16 protein-coding genes are annotated in these 15,629 nt (G+C 60.9%); 9 read left to right on the forward strand and 7 right to left on the reverse strand.

The annotated features are described in order from the left end of the window. Nucleotides 1-3 precede the first annotated feature (3 nt). From PX52LOC_RS17245 to PX52LOC_RS17265, 5 genes are all read left to right on the forward strand, one after another. Complete coding sequence (locus PX52LOC_RS17245; protein ID WP_149111273.1) at nt 4-963, forward strand: hypothetical protein; 960 nt, start codon at nt 4-6, stop codon at nt 961-963. Continuing rightward, nucleotides 964-2,307, forward strand: a complete 1,344-nt coding sequence (locus PX52LOC_RS41650) for a hypothetical protein (protein ID WP_178132553.1) — start codon at nt 964-966, stop codon at nt 2,305-2,307. It begins immediately after the preceding gene. Next, a complete protein-coding gene (locus tag PX52LOC_RS17255) occupies nt 2,304-3,332 on the forward strand; it encodes a hypothetical protein (RefSeq protein WP_149111274.1) in 1,029 nt (342 codons plus the stop codon). The genes PX52LOC_RS41650 and PX52LOC_RS17255 overlap by 4 nt, the downstream gene beginning before the upstream one ends. 2 nt (nt 3,333-3,334) lie before the next feature. Continuing rightward, nucleotides 3,335-4,105, forward strand: coding sequence for a glycosyltransferase family 25 protein (locus PX52LOC_RS17260; RefSeq protein WP_149111275.1), 771 nt, complete (start codon nt 3,335-3,337; stop codon nt 4,103-4,105). A gap of 154 nt (nt 4,106-4,259) precedes the next feature. Beyond that, a complete protein-coding gene (locus PX52LOC_RS17265; protein ID WP_149111276.1) occupies nt 4,260-4,895 on the forward strand; it encodes a hypothetical protein in 636 nt (211 codons plus the stop codon). A gap of 232 nt (nt 4,896-5,127) precedes the next feature. Here the strand turns inward: PX52LOC_RS17265 and PX52LOC_RS17270 are convergent, their stop codons facing one another. The 6 genes from PX52LOC_RS17270 to PX52LOC_RS40620 all read right to left on the reverse strand — a co-directional run bounded on the left by PX52LOC_RS17270 (nt 5,128) and on the right by PX52LOC_RS40620 (nt 8,980). Further along, the gene (locus PX52LOC_RS17270; RefSeq protein ID WP_149111277.1) at nt 5,128-6,222 is read right to left on the reverse strand and encodes a Gfo/Idh/MocA family protein; all 1,095 of its coding nucleotides are present in this window, start codon (nt 6,220-6,222) and stop codon (nt 5,128-5,130) included. Further along, nucleotides 6,219-6,914, reverse strand: coding sequence for a hypothetical protein (locus tag PX52LOC_RS42590; protein ID WP_246173749.1), 696 nt, complete (start codon nt 6,912-6,914; stop codon nt 6,219-6,221). Before PX52LOC_RS42590 ends, PX52LOC_RS17270 begins: the two co-directional genes overlap by 4 nt. 10 nt (nt 6,915-6,924) lie before the next feature. Further along, a complete protein-coding gene (locus PX52LOC_RS17280; protein WP_149111278.1) occupies nt 6,925-7,248 on the reverse strand; it encodes a Uma2 family endonuclease in 324 nt (107 codons plus the stop codon). Then, nucleotides 7,200-7,571 carry a hypothetical protein gene (locus tag PX52LOC_RS17285; RefSeq protein WP_149111279.1) on the reverse strand — a complete coding sequence of 124 codons (372 nt, stop codon included), beginning with the start codon at nt 7,569-7,571 and terminating at the stop codon, nt 7,200-7,202. Before PX52LOC_RS17285 ends, PX52LOC_RS17280 begins: the two co-directional genes overlap by 49 nt. Nucleotides 7,572-7,586: 15 nt before the next feature. Then, the gene (gene ispH, locus PX52LOC_RS17290; protein ID WP_149111280.1) at nt 7,587-8,522 is read right to left on the reverse strand and encodes a 4-hydroxy-3-methylbut-2-enyl diphosphate reductase; all 936 of its coding nucleotides are present in this window, start codon (nt 8,520-8,522) and stop codon (nt 7,587-7,589) included. Between the two features lie 125 nt (nt 8,523-8,647). Next, the gene (locus PX52LOC_RS40620) at nt 8,648-8,980 is read right to left on the reverse strand and encodes a DUF6370 family protein (protein ID WP_168219055.1); all 333 of its coding nucleotides are present in this window, start codon (nt 8,978-8,980) and stop codon (nt 8,648-8,650) included. A 198-nt stretch (nt 8,981-9,178) separates the two neighbouring features. Here PX52LOC_RS40620 and argB point away from each other — a divergent pair, with 198 nt between their 5' ends. From argB to argF, 3 genes are all read left to right on the forward strand, one after another. Then, entirely contained in the window at nt 9,179-10,042 is an 864-nt protein-coding gene (argB, locus tag PX52LOC_RS17300) for an acetylglutamate kinase (RefSeq protein WP_149111281.1), read from the forward strand. 26 nt (nt 10,043-10,068) lie between these two features. Next, the gene (locus tag PX52LOC_RS17305; protein ID WP_149111282.1) at nt 10,069-11,277 is read left to right on the forward strand and encodes an aspartate aminotransferase family protein; all 1,209 of its coding nucleotides are present in this window, start codon (nt 10,069-10,071) and stop codon (nt 11,275-11,277) included. Between the two features lie 73 nt (nt 11,278-11,350). Beyond that, the gene (gene argF / locus PX52LOC_RS17310; RefSeq protein ID WP_149111283.1) at nt 11,351-12,262 is read left to right on the forward strand and encodes an ornithine carbamoyltransferase; all 912 of its coding nucleotides are present in this window, start codon (nt 11,351-11,353) and stop codon (nt 12,260-12,262) included. Between the two features lie 46 nt (nt 12,263-12,308). Here the strand turns inward: argF and PX52LOC_RS17315 are convergent, their stop codons facing one another. Then, nucleotides 12,309-14,324, reverse strand: coding sequence for a M13 family metallopeptidase (locus PX52LOC_RS17315; RefSeq protein ID WP_149111284.1), 2,016 nt, complete (start codon nt 14,322-14,324; stop codon nt 12,309-12,311). 208 nt (nt 14,325-14,532) lie between these two features. Between PX52LOC_RS17315 and PX52LOC_RS17320 the strand changes: the two genes are divergently transcribed. Further along, a complete protein-coding gene (locus PX52LOC_RS17320; protein ID WP_168219056.1) occupies nt 14,533-15,621 on the forward strand; it encodes a DUF2252 family protein in 1,089 nt (362 codons plus the stop codon). Nucleotides 15,622-15,629: the final 8 nt, after the last annotated feature.

A 15,629-nucleotide genomic window follows, 5' to 3' on the forward strand; every position in this document is an offset into this window, starting at 1 on the left:
AACATGGTAGCACTGCTAGAGCCGGTTAAGGTAAAGACAATCGACTACGAAGAATCGGACTTAGGTATTCGCACGTATAACGTAGTCTTAGTGGCTACGTTTGATTCCGGCCCGGTTCCCCCTCGCACAGTCCTTTCGTTCTGCGGTGTGACTAAGTTCGAAACTTACTTTAATTTTTTTGGTGAATCAGACCCAAGAGCGTTCGCCAGTAAAGCGAAAGTCAATCAACTTGATGAAATGGGTAACAAGTTTGAAGTGACTTACCAGTTTGACAACGACGCACACGGAACCGGCCAAGTCAACCAGGACGGCACGCAACCGAGCAAGCCGCAGGATCAAGGGGATACCGATCCGGGCGAACAAACATTCTTTGTCTCCTACGGGACGGAAGAGGAAGAAGTCCCGTTCGTTGAGGAGTATAAGGATGAAGCCCCTAAGAAAGTTGTGTCCAGTGCCGGTCAAGCCTTCGACCCGCCCGTAATTGTCAACCGCCCAGCGTCTTACATTGAGATTAAATTCCTCTGCTATAACCAGACGTTTGCCAACAAGTGCGCTTACGAAGGCAAGGTTAATTCTCAATCGTGGACTTTCAACGGATTCACGTATCCGGCTAAAACGCTATTCGTGAAACAGTTGTCATTCGATATCAAATGGAAGATGGGTTTCGTATACGCTGACTGCACCTTACGCCTCAATTACCGGGCGGATTTCTTCAACCCTATCAAGGTGTTGGACCAGGGGACGTATCAGAAACCGGCGGGCGGGAATGGTTCCATGTTCTCGGATCAACCGCCGCAACCAATCAAGAGCCTGACGGGAGAAGGTAGCGTATCGGCTAACTTCCCGCTAAACGGGGAAGGGAAGCCGTTGACCGTTGCCCAAATCATTGCCGGTGAGTTCGTTTACCTCGAATTCGTTGGGTTCTACGAAGTCCCGTTTACCAATATTCTGCGGGGTTTGTAATTGCCTAAAGCCTACGCACTCAGTGAACAGACCGCACAGAAACTAACGGACGCACTCGCCACAACAGCCCCCCACGGTTCGCCAAAGGGGGGAGGTGGGGTTCGCCAAAACATCTTCGTCAAGATCACCAAAGACGAACAGTCCGACGGCTATTATCGGTGTCTGCCAACGGCGTATATCCCAATATTCAAACTGTTTGAAGAATATTCCGAGAGTAAAGCGTTCGACGTGAACGGCGGATTCTTGGAGGTTGGCAAGCGGTATCACGCCATCAATTACGGCATCGACGATGACGGCTTAGCCGTGTTCGCCATCGGTGGCGACGACGACTCAGAAGAATCCAGCACGAGCGGACATTTAAATTTCAGTGCGATGATTTTCAACACTTCGGACGGTTGCGGGGAACTGTTCGACGTTGGGCACTTCCACATCAGCGGACACGTTCAACGGATTGAACTTGAACGCATTGACGAATACGGCTTTGACCTCGCCGATTGTTGTTGCGGCGACACGTCATCGACTATGTTCACGCTCTCGGTAGGCGTTGATTATTGTGGGGACACTGAAGCCTATACAAGCGGACCAGCGACCTGGATCGTAGACGGCGTTCCAATCGTCTTGTATGCGGGAGATAGTTCCGTTTTCACGTTTGCCTTTGATACGGCTGGACCACACACGGTAGAACTCAATCACAGTGCCGGTGAGTATATTACAGATTGGACGGGCGGCTCTCAGATCACCCCGGCAGACGGCACCGAATGGCCGTTTACGTTCTCGTTCAGCGACGGCGAAACGTCCGGTGCCGCAGTCTTCTACTTCTGTCCTGCTGACTCAAGTTCTAGCGAATCGAGTTCGTCTAGTTCCTCAAGTTCTAGTTCTTCTAGTTCGTCAAGTGAGTCCAGTTCATCGAGTTCCAGTACCGTTATCAACTACGGTTGTAACCCCTTCACGTTCGCTTGTGAGCCTTACAACGAGGGCAACGGCGGGTATCTGGTCGGCACGTATGCGGACGATCCAACGTGCGGCGGCGAGTGTGGCGGCGGTTCATCAAGTTCCAGTTCCGAAACAAGCAGTGAGGAAAGTTCCGAAACAAGTAGTGAATCGAGTTCCGAAACGAGCAGTGAATCAAGTTCTGAAACAAGCGAATCGAGTAGTTCCTCCTTCTCGGAATCAAGTGCCGACTGTTCTGGCGAGTGTTCTTACTTGTGGAACCTCGGAAGTGGACTATGGGTTTACCAGGGAAGCAATTGTAACCCCGGCTGCACGTGTGATTACCCGCCTCGGAACGGACTGTTCGACGGCGAAGAATATTTGAGCGGTTGTTACATTCCGGGAGATCCATGAAATTCCTAAGCCAACAAACCGCCGACAAACTCAAGACTTACCTCGCACCAACTGCCCCGCACGGTTCGCCAAAAGGATACGTCGGGACTCGCCAAACAACCTTCGTTCAGATCACCAAACCTGAACAGGACGACGGGTATTACAGGGCTAAGCCACTGGCGTATTTTCCCGTCTTCAAGTTCTGGGAAGACTACGCCGAGTGTAAAGCGTTCGACGTAAATTCCGAGTCCTTAGAGGTTGGGAAAAGATACCTCGCAACCAACTACGGACCAGATACGGACGGCCTGTCTGTCTACGCTGCCAGGGGAACCGATAGCGACGAACAAAGTGAAGGTAGTGAGAGTGAACTAACCTCGGCTACCTTTAGCGTGATGACGGACAAGCGTCCGACGGATTGCGGCATTGAATACGACATGACAACGTATCGAGTCTACGGCCACAATATAAATATTAAGATTTCTTCTATTGATACTTATGGGTTCCAAATGGCGTGTTGTGATGACAGTCTAAGCACGAGTTACACACCTCCCGATATCCGTTGTAGTGGCGAGTTCGGGGCTACGCTTGTCGATCACGTCACGTTTATGGACGGCACCGGCGAATTTGCCAAGCTCTACTTGCCGTACACGATGGAGTTGGGCGACCCCTTCGGCAAGACATATGTGGGCACCATTCCGGGTGGACCGGGCGACAACGGCATGTTGGCCCTCGGCGACTTCGGTTGTACGGGATTGGCGAACGGCCAGCCGATTGAGGGCGGGCCGAGGATCGTGTGGAACATCATCCGTTGGCAGAAGACGAACGCACCGTCAGCCGACCCCGGTTCGCCGTGGCCAAATTTCCCCGAGGCGTTTAATTTCGACTCCGTTCTGACTTACGACACCGCACACGGGGCAGGACCGGCCATCATCGGCGGCGAAATCGAACAGGTTGAACGAGACGAGGATAACAACATCATACACGTGATAATTCTCATGCGAACCACAGTTGGAAACGTCAGACTAGATTATCACGTAGGAATATAACCATGATTTATCTTATTAATTTAGACCGACGACCCGACCGCCTCAAAGAAGCAACGGACGAACTCAACAAAGTGGAATTCCCGTTCCATCGCATTCAGGCCGTTGACGGGAACGCCGTGAAAGTCCCATTAAATTTCATACACGGTAAGGGGGCATTCGGTTGCCGAGAAAGCCACGTCAAGGCACTGGATCACGCCCTAGCCAACAACAAAACGGATATCACAATCTTTGAAGACGATATTCTTTTTAAAGATAATTTCCTGACCGATTACGACCAGTTCTTAGACGATGTGGAACCGTTCGATTGGCAATGCTTGTTCCTCGGTGGGCAACATATGGGCGGACTCGGAATCCCAAGGCCGATCCAAGTGGCTACCAACGTCGTAAAGTGCGTCAACGTCCACCGAACACACGCCATCAGAGTTAGAGGCGAGTTCATCAAGACACTAAGGGACATCTACGCCAATAGTCTGAGACACATTGACCACACGTTTGGCAAGTGGCAGAGCAACAACCAGGACGCCAAAATCTATGCCCCTGATAATTGGTTGGTCGGTCAACGAGGGGGATTCTCAGACATCCGTGGGGCAGTCAAGCCTATCGAATGGTGGGCACCTAAATTCGTCCGTCACATCGGCACAACGGCCGGTGTTGAGTGTTTCAAATGTGGCACGCTGAAGGCCAACGAATCCCGCCCGTGTCTGACGTGTTTACAAAGCAGACGTTCACAATGTTTCACACCAGAGGAAACCAATGTTGTTCCCGCCCAATAACCGACGAACGGTAAGCCACTATGGGGACGTTGGAGACTTGTTTGCGGCTTGCGCTTCCTTCCCCGATTTGGCCGTTCTGGAATCGTTCAGGGATTCCCCGGTTCGCTTGCTCGACCTTGTTCTTTACGATTGCCAAGGGAAGTGCCGAGAGGCGATGACTTGGGATAAGGTTGAGCGTATCAGACCGTTCCTTCAGTTGCAGCCGTATATCGCTCAGTGCCGTTACGCTGACACGCCAGAGGGTGACGTGTTGGACGGTTGGCGGCATCACCGGCCGCACCGACGGCTCAACCTTGCCGACAGGTTTGCCGAGTTCAAGCACGTCACACACATTGACCGTAACCGCTCCTGGTTCCTGGTCGATCAAGAGTTAGTCGTTGCCGATGTCGTTATCAACCGCACGCCCCGCTATCGGGATAGAAGCCGGTTCCCGTGGAAAGCGATCATGCGGGCTTATTCGGGGAATTGCGTGTTCGTGGGCAAGCCGGAAGAACACCAGGACTTTTGCCGTGAGTGGGGGGAAATCCCGTATCACGTTACGCCCACGTATCTGGACCTCGCACGAGTCATTGCCGGGAGCATGTTGTTTATCGGCAACCAGAGTTCAGCGGCCTGGATTGCCCTTGGCCTGAATCACCCGACCTGGATCGAACAGCGGAACAACCGAAACGACGATTGCCACTTTGCCAGGAAGCACGCTTGGTACGATGGGAACCAGATGCCACCGGATTTGGACAAGTTGCCGATGCTGAACCATTTGGCGATGGGCAGCAATGAAAGTTGGAATTAGTGAACAGATGATTATTAGTGGACGATTGAATAGTTCTCTTTAAACGAAAGCGTCAGGCAGTGAGGTTGAATCATCGCTCTCGGAGCGGTCGTACATCAGGCGGGCGGCTTCGAGGGCAATTGCGTGGCGGAGTTTGGCGTCGGCCATTCGATTGGTGCGGCAGTTTGTTGAGGAGCCTATCCGATGCTGCCGCGAGGCTCGTAACTGAAGAGATAGCAAGCGGGCAGGAGGTTCACAAGGGCAGGAATTCCCGCACCGTCGTCACCCGATGCTGCGTCGCCGCCGCGAACACTGCCTCACACAGTGCCACCGTCTCCAGATTGTCCCGTCCGCCGATCTCCGGCTCCGTGCCGTCCTCGATCGCGCACAACAGTTGAGCCATCGTGCCGACGAACGCATCCGGGAACCACACCTCCGGCCACTGCGGGCGTATCCAAGTGTCCGGCTCTCGCGTCGTGCAGAACTCCAACGTGCTCGGCTCCTTCGCCGGGTACTTCGGCCAGCCGATGGTCCCCTGTGCGACGCCCTCCGTGCCCTCGATCCGCCAGCGGATGCCGCGGTCGCCGATCGGGCCGGCCCACACGTCATCCCACGAACTCGCCCGCACGCCGTTGTCGTATTCGAGGACGTACAGGTTGATGCCGTCGCGGTGCGGGAACCTCGTCCGCGGATCGGGCCGCGTACTCGCCAGCACGCGGTCTGGCGTGCCGAGCCAGTATCGGAACGTGTCGAGGTGGTGGATGCTCATGACGAACGTGGACAGCGACGGCAGCCCCTCGGCCCACGGCATCCAGTGCGGCACCGCTCGCATGTCGATGGTGGCGAGCACGACCTCGCCGAGCCAGCCGCGCGTCAGCAAATCCTTCGCGGCCCGCACCGACTGGTCGAACCGCATGTTCTGGTTCACGCCGAGGACGATCCCCGCATCGGCACACTGCCGCACGAGATCGGCCGCCTCACGCACCGACAGGGCCAGCGGCTTCTGGGCCAGAATGCCGCGCAACCGCCCCCGGCCCGCGTCCACCGCCCGCCGGATCACGTCCGGCTGCGCGTCCGGCGGCACGGCCACGTCGAGGACTTCGATCTGCGGATCGGCCAGCAGTTCATTGATGGTGGCGTGAACCGTGGGGATGCCGTGCAGTTTCGCGACTTCGCCGGCCGTGGCCGCGTTGCGGGACGCGATGGCCATCGGGTTGAACCCGGCCTGCCGGTACGCGACGAGGTGGCAGTCCCGCATGATGAACCCGGCCCCGACGCACCCGATCCGCCAGTCACGGCGGCGGGGCAGGGTGGGCAGGTGGTTCAGCGGCGGGTCGGCAGGCGTCATGACTTCCCCAGCACGAGATCGACGACCCAGCACCCGCGGACGTGTGGCCCGTCGCCGCGGCAGTGTGCGAGAATGTCTTCATTCTCGCAGCCAGCATCTTGCAGGGCATCGGCTAGGATCGGCAGGCGGTCGAAGGCGCGGTCGGCGTAGATGCCTTCGGCGAGCGAAACGACCGTGGACGTGAGCCATGTGCGATTGAAAGCAACCGGGTGAAAGGGATTGCCGAGTACGTCACGGATCAGGTTGCAGTAATGAGGCCCCTCGTCAGACTCGGCAGGTGCGGATCGTAACGTATCCTTGAAGACTTGAATGAGGTCTTCGTCTCGTACTCGTGGCGTGTTCGATACATAGGAAGCAGCCGAACACGCATATTCATGTGCCTCCCAGCCGAATCGAGGTGGACCTTCCGGCCACGCTCCAACTTGATCCATCTCCCAATGATCCAGGCATTCTTCGTAAGCTTCTCCCGCCTCGCCGGATGCGCGGTCGAGTACGGACTCGTCCACCAGTTCGTCGGCCGATCGCTCCGCGAGTTCAACCGCTCGGCGACATCGATCATCGATCATAACATCCCAGACGCGGCGACAACAAGCGACCGCAAGCAGGCGTGCTTTCCGGGCAGATACACGACTCTTGAGGCGAGTGAGCATCGGGCCGGGGTAACGTTCTGAGAGCCATTCCGCTTCCGTCATCGCCCGCCTCCTACCGCCGGCGCGGGTCGATGACGAGCGAGAAGCCGGGCAGCGCCTTCGGCGTGAACGTCGCGCCGAACGGGTGCGTGGTAATCGCCCACTTCTTGCCGCGGCGGACGTACTGAATTAGGGACGGCTCGCTTGGGTTAACGGTGCCGTCGATCACCCAATATTCGCGGATGGTGGGAACCGCCAAGTAAAGCGGCGGATTCCGGCCGAGGTCTTTTTCGATGCTGCCATCCACCAGAACCTCGACGACGAGAATCGGGCTGACTTCTTCCCAGTTCACGTCCGGTTGCTCTTCCTCCGTTGGGAAGTTTGCATACGCAGCCATATCAGGTTCAGGTGAAGTTGTCCGAACTGCTTCCGGTAGAACCACACGGCCTCTCGGGTCACGTGGTTAATGATCTGGCGATGGCCTCGCGAGTAGACGATGAGTTCCTCAAGCAGCCATGCCTCAAGGCGATTCTCCGGGATGTTCGGCACGGGCGATACGTACAGCCTCCCGTCAATTATTTCGTACTTGAAGCCGCCGACATACTCCGCGGCGTCCGCCTGCTTGTCGCTGACCGGCCGCCCGTGGTCGGCCGGACCGAACCGCAGCTTGGTCTTCGCCTTCGGCTTTTGGGCCGCCCGGTTCGCGCTCGGTATCGTCATCGCACGCCCTCCCGGTTATTTCCGCACCAGCACCCGCAGTTCCTTCGGCAGCGGGAAACTCACGTGCTCTTCGCGGACGACGCGGTTCTCCAGCGTCGCGCCAAACTTCGTTCGCAGAAACTCCACGCAGTCCTGAACGTGGTCTTCCGGGGCGCTCGCCCCGGCCGTCACCAGCACCGTGTCGCTCGGCCGGAACCAGTCTTCTTGCAGTTCGCTGACGCGGTCCACGAGGTAGCTGCGCTTGCCGAGGGTGCGGGCGATCTCGGCGAGCCGTTGACTGTTCGAACTGTTCTGGCTGCCCAGCACCAGTACGACATCGACTTCGGGGACGAGTTCGCGCACGGCCTCCTGGCGGTTCTGCGTGGCGTAGCAGATGTCGTCCTTGTTCGGCCCGACGATCTGCGGGAACTTCCGGCGAAGGGCCGCGATGACGACGTTCGCCTCGTCCACGGAGAGCGTTGTCTGCGTCAAGAACGCGAGCTTTACGCCGGCCGGCAGTTGCAGGGCGTCCACGTCTTTTTCGTCCTCGACCAACACCATGCAATCGGGCGCTTCACCCATCGTGCCGAGGACTTCGTCGTGCCCTTCGTGGCCGATTAGCACAATGGTGTAGCCTTCCTTCGCGAACTTCACCGCTTCCATGTGAACCTTCGTCACCAGCGGACAGGTCGCGTCGATGGCCCGCAGGTTGCGGTCGCGGGAGTGCTCGCGGATGCGGGGCGACACGCCGTGGGCGCTGTAGAGGACGGTGCCGCCGTTCGGCACTTCCGAGATGTCGTCCACGAAGACGACGCCCTTTGCCCGGAAGCGTTCGACGATCGGCCGGTTGTGGACGATCTCGTGGTAGACGTAGAGCGGGCTGCCGAACAGCGACAGGCTGGTTTCGAGCGTCTCGATGGCCATGTTCACTCCGGCACAGAAGCCGCGGGGGTTGGCGAGCAGAATCTTCATGATGGGTTCTCCGTTCGTCTCATCGTATGCCGGGGCCGCACGTCTTGCCAACCGCAACGCGACGGCCGGGAAAACGAAAACGCCACCCGATTCGGGTGGCGTTCCGTGTAAAAGCGGGGCCGAAGTTACTTGAGGGTGACCTTCGGGCTTTCGACGTGGTGCTTCTTGTCCTTTTCGACGACCTTGCCTTCGACGGTGGCGTCGTGGTCTTCCTTGCAGACCTTGCCGTGGTACTTTTCGGCGCCGCCCTTGTCGTCGAGATAGTAGATCACTTCCTTATCGCCTTCCTTCACCTTCAGCGCGTGACCACACTTGTCGGTTTCTTGGAGGGCGCACTTGGTGCAGGTCAGCTTGCCTTCGAGCTTCTTGGTTTCGCCCTTCTTGGCGTCTTCGGCCAAGGCGACGACGCTGAACGAGAGGGCCATCAGGCCGACCGCGAGTGCGAGCAGGGAACGCATGGGAGACTCCTGAGTGAAAAGGGGACCAACTGCCAGGGTTGGCGACAGTGTGGTTCTTCCTCTTATAGTCCGGCCGAAAGCGAAGATCAACGACAGAATCCGATGTTACAAAAAAGACTTCGGACGCACCCGTTGACGCTCTCGCGTTTCGGCGTATACGTTTACCTTTTCGGCAGAAACCCGCGTTGAACTTGCGGAATGAATAGCACCGCCGTTTTGTTGAAGGCCACCGCCCGTGCCCGCGAGTTGCGGGGGCGTGTGCTCGTCGTCAAACTCGGCGGCAGCGCGATGGAAGACCCGGCCGCCACGCGGGCCACGCTGGAAAGCGTCGTCGCCCTGCAAACCCTCGGCGTTCGCCTCGTCCTCGTCCACGGCGGCGGCAAGCCGATCGACCGGGCGATGGCAGCTTCCGGGCTGACGCCGAAGAAGGTTGCCGGCCGGCGGTACACCGACGCGGCCACACTCGACATCGTGGTGCGGGTGCTGTGCGAAAATATTAACGCCGAAATCGTGAAGGGCCTCAATGAACACGGCGGCCGGGCCGAGGGCGTTGCCGACGCCGCGGCTTTCCCCATCAGCGGTGAAAAGCTGACCCTCGTCGGCGACGACCAACTGCCGATCGACCTCGGGTTCGTCGGCAGCCCCACGGTGGTCGACGCAGCGTATCTCGGCGACTTGCTCGACGCGGGCCTCATCCCCGTGATTCCTTCACTCTGCTTGCGAGAAGACGGCGGCTGGCTGAACGTGAACGCGGACACCATTGCCAGCGCTGTTGCCGGGGCGCTACGGGCTGATGCTACCATCTTCCTCACCGACACGCCCGGCATCCTCCGCGACAAGAACGACCCGAACTCGCGGATCGAAACCGTGTCCGTGAAGGACGCCAAGCAGTTGATCGCCGACCGCGTCATCGACGGCGGGATGATCCCGAAGGTCGAGGCGTGCTTCGAAGCCCTGGCTGCCGGGGCGAAGCGGGCGGTCATTCTCGACGGCCGCGTGCCGCACGCTTTGCTGGCGGAATTCGTCGGCGAGGCCATCGTCGGCACGCAGATTGTTCCTTGAACCCAAACGGAGTCACCACACCTTCCATGTCCGACACCGAAACCCTGAGTTCGCAAGACATCATCGCCCGTGCCAAGCAGTACGTGATCGGGAACTACACCCGCTATCCCGTCGCTCTGGTCCGCGGCGAAGGCTCGTGGGTGTGGGACGCGGAAGGCAACCGCTATCTCGATTTCTTCCCCGGCTGGGGCTGCGGCATCATCGGCCACTGCCCGCCGAGGGTCGTCGCGGCCGTACAGGATCAAGTCGCCACGCTCATCCACGTGCCGAACACGTGGTACACCGAGCCGCAGACGCTGCTCGCTGAAGCCCTGAGCGAACGGACCGGGTGGGGCGGCCAGAGCTTCTTCTGCAACAGCGGCACGGAAGCGAACGAGGCCGCCATCAAGCTCGCCCGCCTCAACGGCAAGCCGAAGGGGAAGTACAAGATCGTCACGATGACGAACAGCTTCCACGGCCGGACCTACGGCTCGCTCACGGCGACGGCCCAGCCGAAGTACCACGCCGGCGTCGAGCCGATGCTGCCCGGCTTCGTGTACGCCCCGCACGGCGACCTCGATGCGGTGGCCAAACTCATCGACAACGAGACGGCCGCGATCCTCCTCGAACCGATTCAGGGCGAGGGCGGCGTCAACCTCCCGCCGAACGGCTACCTCGAAGGCCTGCGCGAACTCTGCGACCGCCACAGCATGTTGCTGATGCTCGACGAAGTGCAGACCGGCATGGGCCGCACCGGGAAGTGGTTCGCGCACCAGCACTGGAACATCGTCCCGGATGTCATCACGCTAGCCAAGGCCGTCGCCGGCGGCATCGCCTTGGGGGCCGTCATCGCGAAGCCGGAAGTCGCGGCGAAGCTCGTCCCCGGCACGCACGCCGCCACGTTCGGCGGCAACCCGGTCGCCTCCGTCGCGGCCCTCGCCACCATCGCGACCTTCGACGAAGAGAACCTGTTGGAACGGGCCACGCAAGTCGGCGAGCGGTTCCAGGCCCACTTCACGGCCCTCAAGGCCGAGTGCCCGTTGATTCAAGAAATCCGCGTGAAGGGTGCGATGATCGGCCTGCAACTGAGCGTCGACGGTAGCCCGATCGTGGAAGCCTGCCTGAAGCGCGGCCTGCTCATCAACTGCACGCACAAAACAGTCATCCGCCTGCTGCCGGCGGTGAACATCGAATCGCAGCAGATCGACGACGGTTGTGCGATTCTCCGCGAGGTGTTGTTGGCCCACAGTGTGTGAGTGTTAACCGAACTTTCCACCCCGAAGCCCGCGGACAACTGTTCGCGGGCTTTCCCTCTTGAAGGTGTCGCGAATGCGTCACTTCCTGAACCTGATCGACATCACGACCGACGAACTCCGGCACCTGCTGGCCGAGGCCGCCCGGCTGAAGTCGGCCCGCCAGCGGCGCATCCCGACGCCGACGCTGACGGGCAAGGTCGTCGCGCTGATCTTCGAGAAGCCGTCGTTGCGGACGCGGGTGAGCTTCGAGGCCGGCGTCGCCCAACTCGGCGGCACGAGCCTGTTCTTCCCCGGCAACGAGATCGGCTTGGGTTGGCGGGAAACGCTGGCCGACTTCACTCGCACGATGAGCCGGTTCGTGGACGCGATGGTCCTCCGCGTTTTCCAGCACAGCACGCTTGACGGCATTGCCGCGCACGCGACCGTGCCGGTGATTAACGCCCTCTCCGACTGGTCGCACCCGTGTCAGGCCATCGCCGACGCGCTGACGATTCAGGAACACCTCGGCACCGTGGCCGGCAAGACGATCGCCTTCGTCGGGGACGGCAACAACGTCTCGCGGTCACTCGCGGTCGCCGTCGGCAAACTCGGCGGCAAGCTCATCCTGTCCTGCCCGAAGGGGTACGGCTTCGATGAGAAGTTCCGCACGGACTACACGGCTCGGGTGTCGCCGGACTTCCCCGAAGAAGTGAACGACCCGCTCGCCGCGGTCGCGTCAGCCGACGTGATCTACACCGATGTTTGGACGAGCATGGGCCAGGAAGCCGAGCGCGAGGAGCGGCTGCGGAAGTTCGCCGGCTTCCAGGTGAATGCGAAACTGCTCGCCGCCGCCCCGAAGCACTGCAAGGTGCTGCACTGCCTCCCTGCCCACCGCGGCGAGGAGATCACCGACGACGTGGTCGACGGCCCGCAAAGCGTCGTCTTCGACGAAGCCGAGAACCGCCTGCACGCGCAGAAGGCGCTGCTGGAGTGGCTGCTGAAGTAGGTGGTGCCGTTGGGATCGTCACCAACAACGGCACCGCACGGACTCCTCACCAGATGCGGACGCGGTCGGCGGCCGGCAGCCAGAGCTTGTCGCCTTCCTTCACGCCGAAGGCGTCGTAGAACTCGGTCAGGTTGCGGATCACGCCGTTGCACCGGAACTCCGGCGGCGAGTGCGGGTCGGTCGCTAGCCGCCGGCTCAAGGCGGCGTCCCGGTACTTCGCCCGCCACACCTGCGCCCAGCCGAAGAAGAACCGCTGCGGGCCGGTCCACCCGTCGATGCTCGGGGCGGCCGTTCCCTTGAGCGAGAGCGTGTACGCCTTGTGGGCGATCGTCAGCCCGCCGAGGTCGCCGATGTTCTCACCGATCGTCAGCGCCCCGTTGACCGATTGGCCGGGCAGTTGTTGCGGCTGGAAGGCGTTGTACTGCTGGACGAGTGCCCGCGTCCGCTTCTGGAACTCCTTCTTGTCGTCGGCCGTCCACCAGTCCTTCAGGTTGCCGTCGCCGTCGTACTTCGCCCCCTGGTCGTCGAACCCGTGGCCGATCTCGTGCCCGATGACCGCCCCGATGCCGCCGTAGTTGACCGCGTCGTCGGCAGTGGGGTCGAAGAACGGTGGTTGTAGAATGGCCGCCGGGAAGACGATCTCGTTCATCCCGGGGTTGTAGTAAGCGTTTACCGTCTGCGGCGTCATGTGCCACTCGTTGCGATCGACCCGCTGGCCGAGCTTGCCGAGTTGGTAGTCGAGGGCGAACGCCGCGGCTCGCTGCCGGTTGCCGACCAGGTCGTCGGGCTTCACCTCCAGCTTGGAATAATCCCGCCACTGGTCGGGGTAGCCGATCTTGGGCGTGAACTTGGCCAGCTTTTGGAGGGCCTTGGCCTTCGTCTCGGCCGACATCCAGTCGAGGGCCTGGATGTCCACCCGGTACGCCTCGATGAGGTTGGCGACCAGCACCTTCATCTTGTCCTTGGCCGCAGGCGGGAAGTGCTTTTCGACGTACAGCTTGCCGACGGCCTCGCCGAGTGCCCCTTCGACGAGAGCCACCCCACGCTTCCACCGGGGTTGCATCTCCGGCGTGCCCAGCAGCGTCTTGCCGGAGAACGCGAAGTCTTCGGCCACGAACGGCTCGGACAGTAGTGGCGCGCGGCTGCTCACGACGCGCCAGGTGAGGTACGTCTTCCAGTCGGCGATCGGGAACGTGTCGAGCGTCTTGGCCAGGTCGGTCAGGAAGCTCGGCTCCCGGACAACAACCTCTCGGACGGCCTTGCTTCCCACCCTGTCGAACCAGGGGTCGAGATCAAGCCCCGGGATCAACGCCTTCACGCCGTCGCGGGTAAACTTGTTGTAAGTTTGGTCGGCATCGCGGGTGCGGACGTTGTCCCAGTGGCCCTTGGCGATGGCCGTCTCCACCGCCAGGATTTGTGCGGCGGCCTTGTCCGGGGCGGGCACCTTCGCCAGCGCGAGCATCTTTCCGACGTGGGCGACGTAGCTTTTCCGCAGGTCGTCGTACTTCGCCTCGCGGTAGTAGGACTCGTTCGGCAGACTCAGCCCGCCCTGTTCGAGGTAGGTCGTGTACTGGTCCGACTGCTTGGCGTCGGTGCTCACGTACAGGCCGAACAGACCGGGCACGCCGGTCCGCTGGAGGTCGGCCAGGGCGAGGACTAACCTGGCCTTGTCCTTGATCGCGGCGATGGCGTCCAGTTCCGGTTGGATCGGCGTGAGGCCGAGTTGGTTCGCCCGTGCTTCGTCCAGGAACGAAGCGTAGAGGTCCGCGATCTTTTGGGCATCCGCGCCGCCCTTGCCCTTCACGGCGTCTTCGAGGATCGCTCGCACGCGCTCTTCGGAGCGGTCGCGGAGTTCGAAGAACGCGCCGTCGGCGGGGCGATCGCCCGGGATTTCCGACTCCTTCAGCCACTTGCCGTTCACACTGCGGTACAGGTCGTCCTGCGGGCGAACGGCGGAATCGAAGGTCTTCTTGTCGATGCCGGATTTCGGCGATGGTTCTGCCGCAAACGCTGTCACAAGGCCCGTGACGAGCGCGAAGGCCGCGACGGATGAGGCTTTCATGTTCAGAAGTACTCCACCAGAAACACACCCGCGGTCTAGGGGCGGGGGTCGAATCAATCTTGAGAGGGTTCAGCCCGATTGTACGAACTTGGGCGGCACGGGCGTTTGGGCCGAAAAGCGATTCTCCTCTTTCACGCACGCTCTCGCGTGGCAACACTATAACGGTTCGCCTCGGTCCGGTTCATCACCTTCGAGGAGGTTCGCACCAATGGACGTCATCAAGGCAACGGGTCGGTACGAGGCATGGCTGAGAACGGTCCTCCCGTTTGACGTGTACGAACCGGACCTCGACCACAAGCACCGGCTGATGTCCGACCCGCTCGACCCGTTCCCGTTTTTCCGCGGGACCTACTACCGTTGGGCACAGTTGTGGGCGGGAACGGCCGGCCCGTTGGCGGCCGCGCCGCGGGTGCTGTCGGTGGGCGACCTGCACGTGGAGAACTATGGCACCTGGCGGGACGCCGACGGCCGGCTCTGTTGGGGCGTCAACGATTTCGACGAGGCGGACGACTTGCCGTACACCAACGACCTCGTCCGCCTCGCGGTGAGCGCCCGGTTCGCCAGGAAGGGTGACGTTTTGAACGTCAAACTCGGCCGCGCTTGCGAGGTCATCCTCGACGGCTACCGCGAATGCCTGACAGCCGGTGGCGGCGGGTTCGTGTTAGAAGAACGGCATTCCCACCTCCGACGGATGGCCCTCTCGGCCGACCGCGAGCCGTCGTCGGTGTGGCAGAAGTTGTCGTCGTTGGAGGTAAACCCGCCGGTCGAACCGCCGGCCGAGGTGTGTGCGGAACTGGGTGCGTCGTTGCCCGCCGGTGTGACAAACGTCGGGTACCGGCGGCGGCCGAAGGCCGGGGTCGGCAGCCTCGGGCGGGCACGGTACATCGCACTCGCGAACTGGGCCGGTGGTTGGGTGTGCCGAGAGGCGAAGGCCGCCGCCCCGCCGGCGACCGCTTGGGCGACGGACACCGCCGGCAAGCCGCGATCGGCCGAGGCACTGGCGGCGACCACCCGTCCGGCAGACCCGTTCTACCGCCCCGGCCCGCGGTGGATCGTCCGGCGGCTCGGTCCCCACGTCTCGCGAATCGAACTCGGTGATTTGGTTCGCGCCGAGGCCGAACGAGTGCTACGGGCGATGGGTGCAGAAGTCGCGAACGTCCACGTCACGTCGCGGGTGGCGATCCTGAACGACCTCGGTGGCCGCCCGGCGGACTGGTTGGAAAAGGCCGCGCGGTCGATGTTCGACGTGGTCGAGCAGGACTGGATCGCGTGGCGGGCGGGCCACGCCGGAACATGACGGCCCGA

The sequence above is a fragment of the Limnoglobus roseus genome (assembly GCF_008254045.1).
GTDB classification, from domain to species: domain Bacteria; phylum Planctomycetota; class Planctomycetia; order Gemmatales; family Gemmataceae; genus Limnoglobus; species Limnoglobus roseus.

Excerpts from the sequence above, each read along its gene's own strand:
- PX52LOC_RS17280 (WP_149111278.1), bottom strand. The coding sequence starts at position 7,248 with ATGGCTGCGTATGCAAACTTCCCAACGGAGGAAGAGCAACCGGACGTG.
- argF (WP_149111283.1), top strand. The coding sequence starts at position 11,351 with ATGCGTCACTTCCTGAACCTGATCGACATCACGACCGACGAACTCCGG.
- ispH (WP_149111280.1), bottom strand. The coding sequence starts at position 8,522 with ATGAAGATTCTGCTCGCCAACCCCCGCGGCTTCTGTGCCGGAGTGAAC.
- PX52LOC_RS17320 (WP_168219056.1), top strand. The coding sequence starts at position 14,533 with ATGGACGTCATCAAGGCAACGGGTCGGTACGAGGCATGGCTGAGAACG.
- PX52LOC_RS17255 (WP_149111274.1), top strand. The coding sequence starts at position 2,304 with ATGAAATTCCTAAGCCAACAAACCGCCGACAAACTCAAGACTTACCTC.
- PX52LOC_RS17260 (WP_149111275.1), top strand. The coding sequence starts at position 3,335 with ATGATTTATCTTATTAATTTAGACCGACGACCCGACCGCCTCAAAGAA.
- PX52LOC_RS42590 (WP_246173749.1), bottom strand. The coding sequence starts at position 6,914 with ATGACGGAAGCGGAATGGCTCTCAGAACGTTACCCCGGCCCGATGCTC.
- PX52LOC_RS17265 (WP_149111276.1), top strand. The coding sequence starts at position 4,260 with ATGACTTGGGATAAGGTTGAGCGTATCAGACCGTTCCTTCAGTTGCAG.
- argB (WP_149111281.1), top strand. The coding sequence starts at position 9,179 with ATGAATAGCACCGCCGTTTTGTTGAAGGCCACCGCCCGTGCCCGCGAG.
- PX52LOC_RS17270 (WP_149111277.1), bottom strand. The coding sequence starts at position 6,222 with ATGACGCCTGCCGACCCGCCGCTGAACCACCTGCCCACCCTGCCCCGC.
- PX52LOC_RS17315 (WP_149111284.1), bottom strand. The coding sequence starts at position 14,324 with ATGAAAGCCTCATCCGTCGCGGCCTTCGCGCTCGTCACGGGCCTTGTG.
- PX52LOC_RS17285 (WP_149111279.1), bottom strand. The coding sequence starts at position 7,571 with ATGACGATACCGAGCGCGAACCGGGCGGCCCAAAAGCCGAAGGCGAAG.
- PX52LOC_RS17245 (WP_149111273.1), top strand. The coding sequence starts at position 4 with ATGGTAGCACTGCTAGAGCCGGTTAAGGTAAAGACAATCGACTACGAA.
- PX52LOC_RS40620 (WP_168219055.1), bottom strand. The coding sequence starts at position 8,980 with ATGCGTTCCCTGCTCGCACTCGCGGTCGGCCTGATGGCCCTCTCGTTC.
- PX52LOC_RS17305 (WP_149111282.1), top strand. The coding sequence starts at position 10,069 with ATGTCCGACACCGAAACCCTGAGTTCGCAAGACATCATCGCCCGTGCC.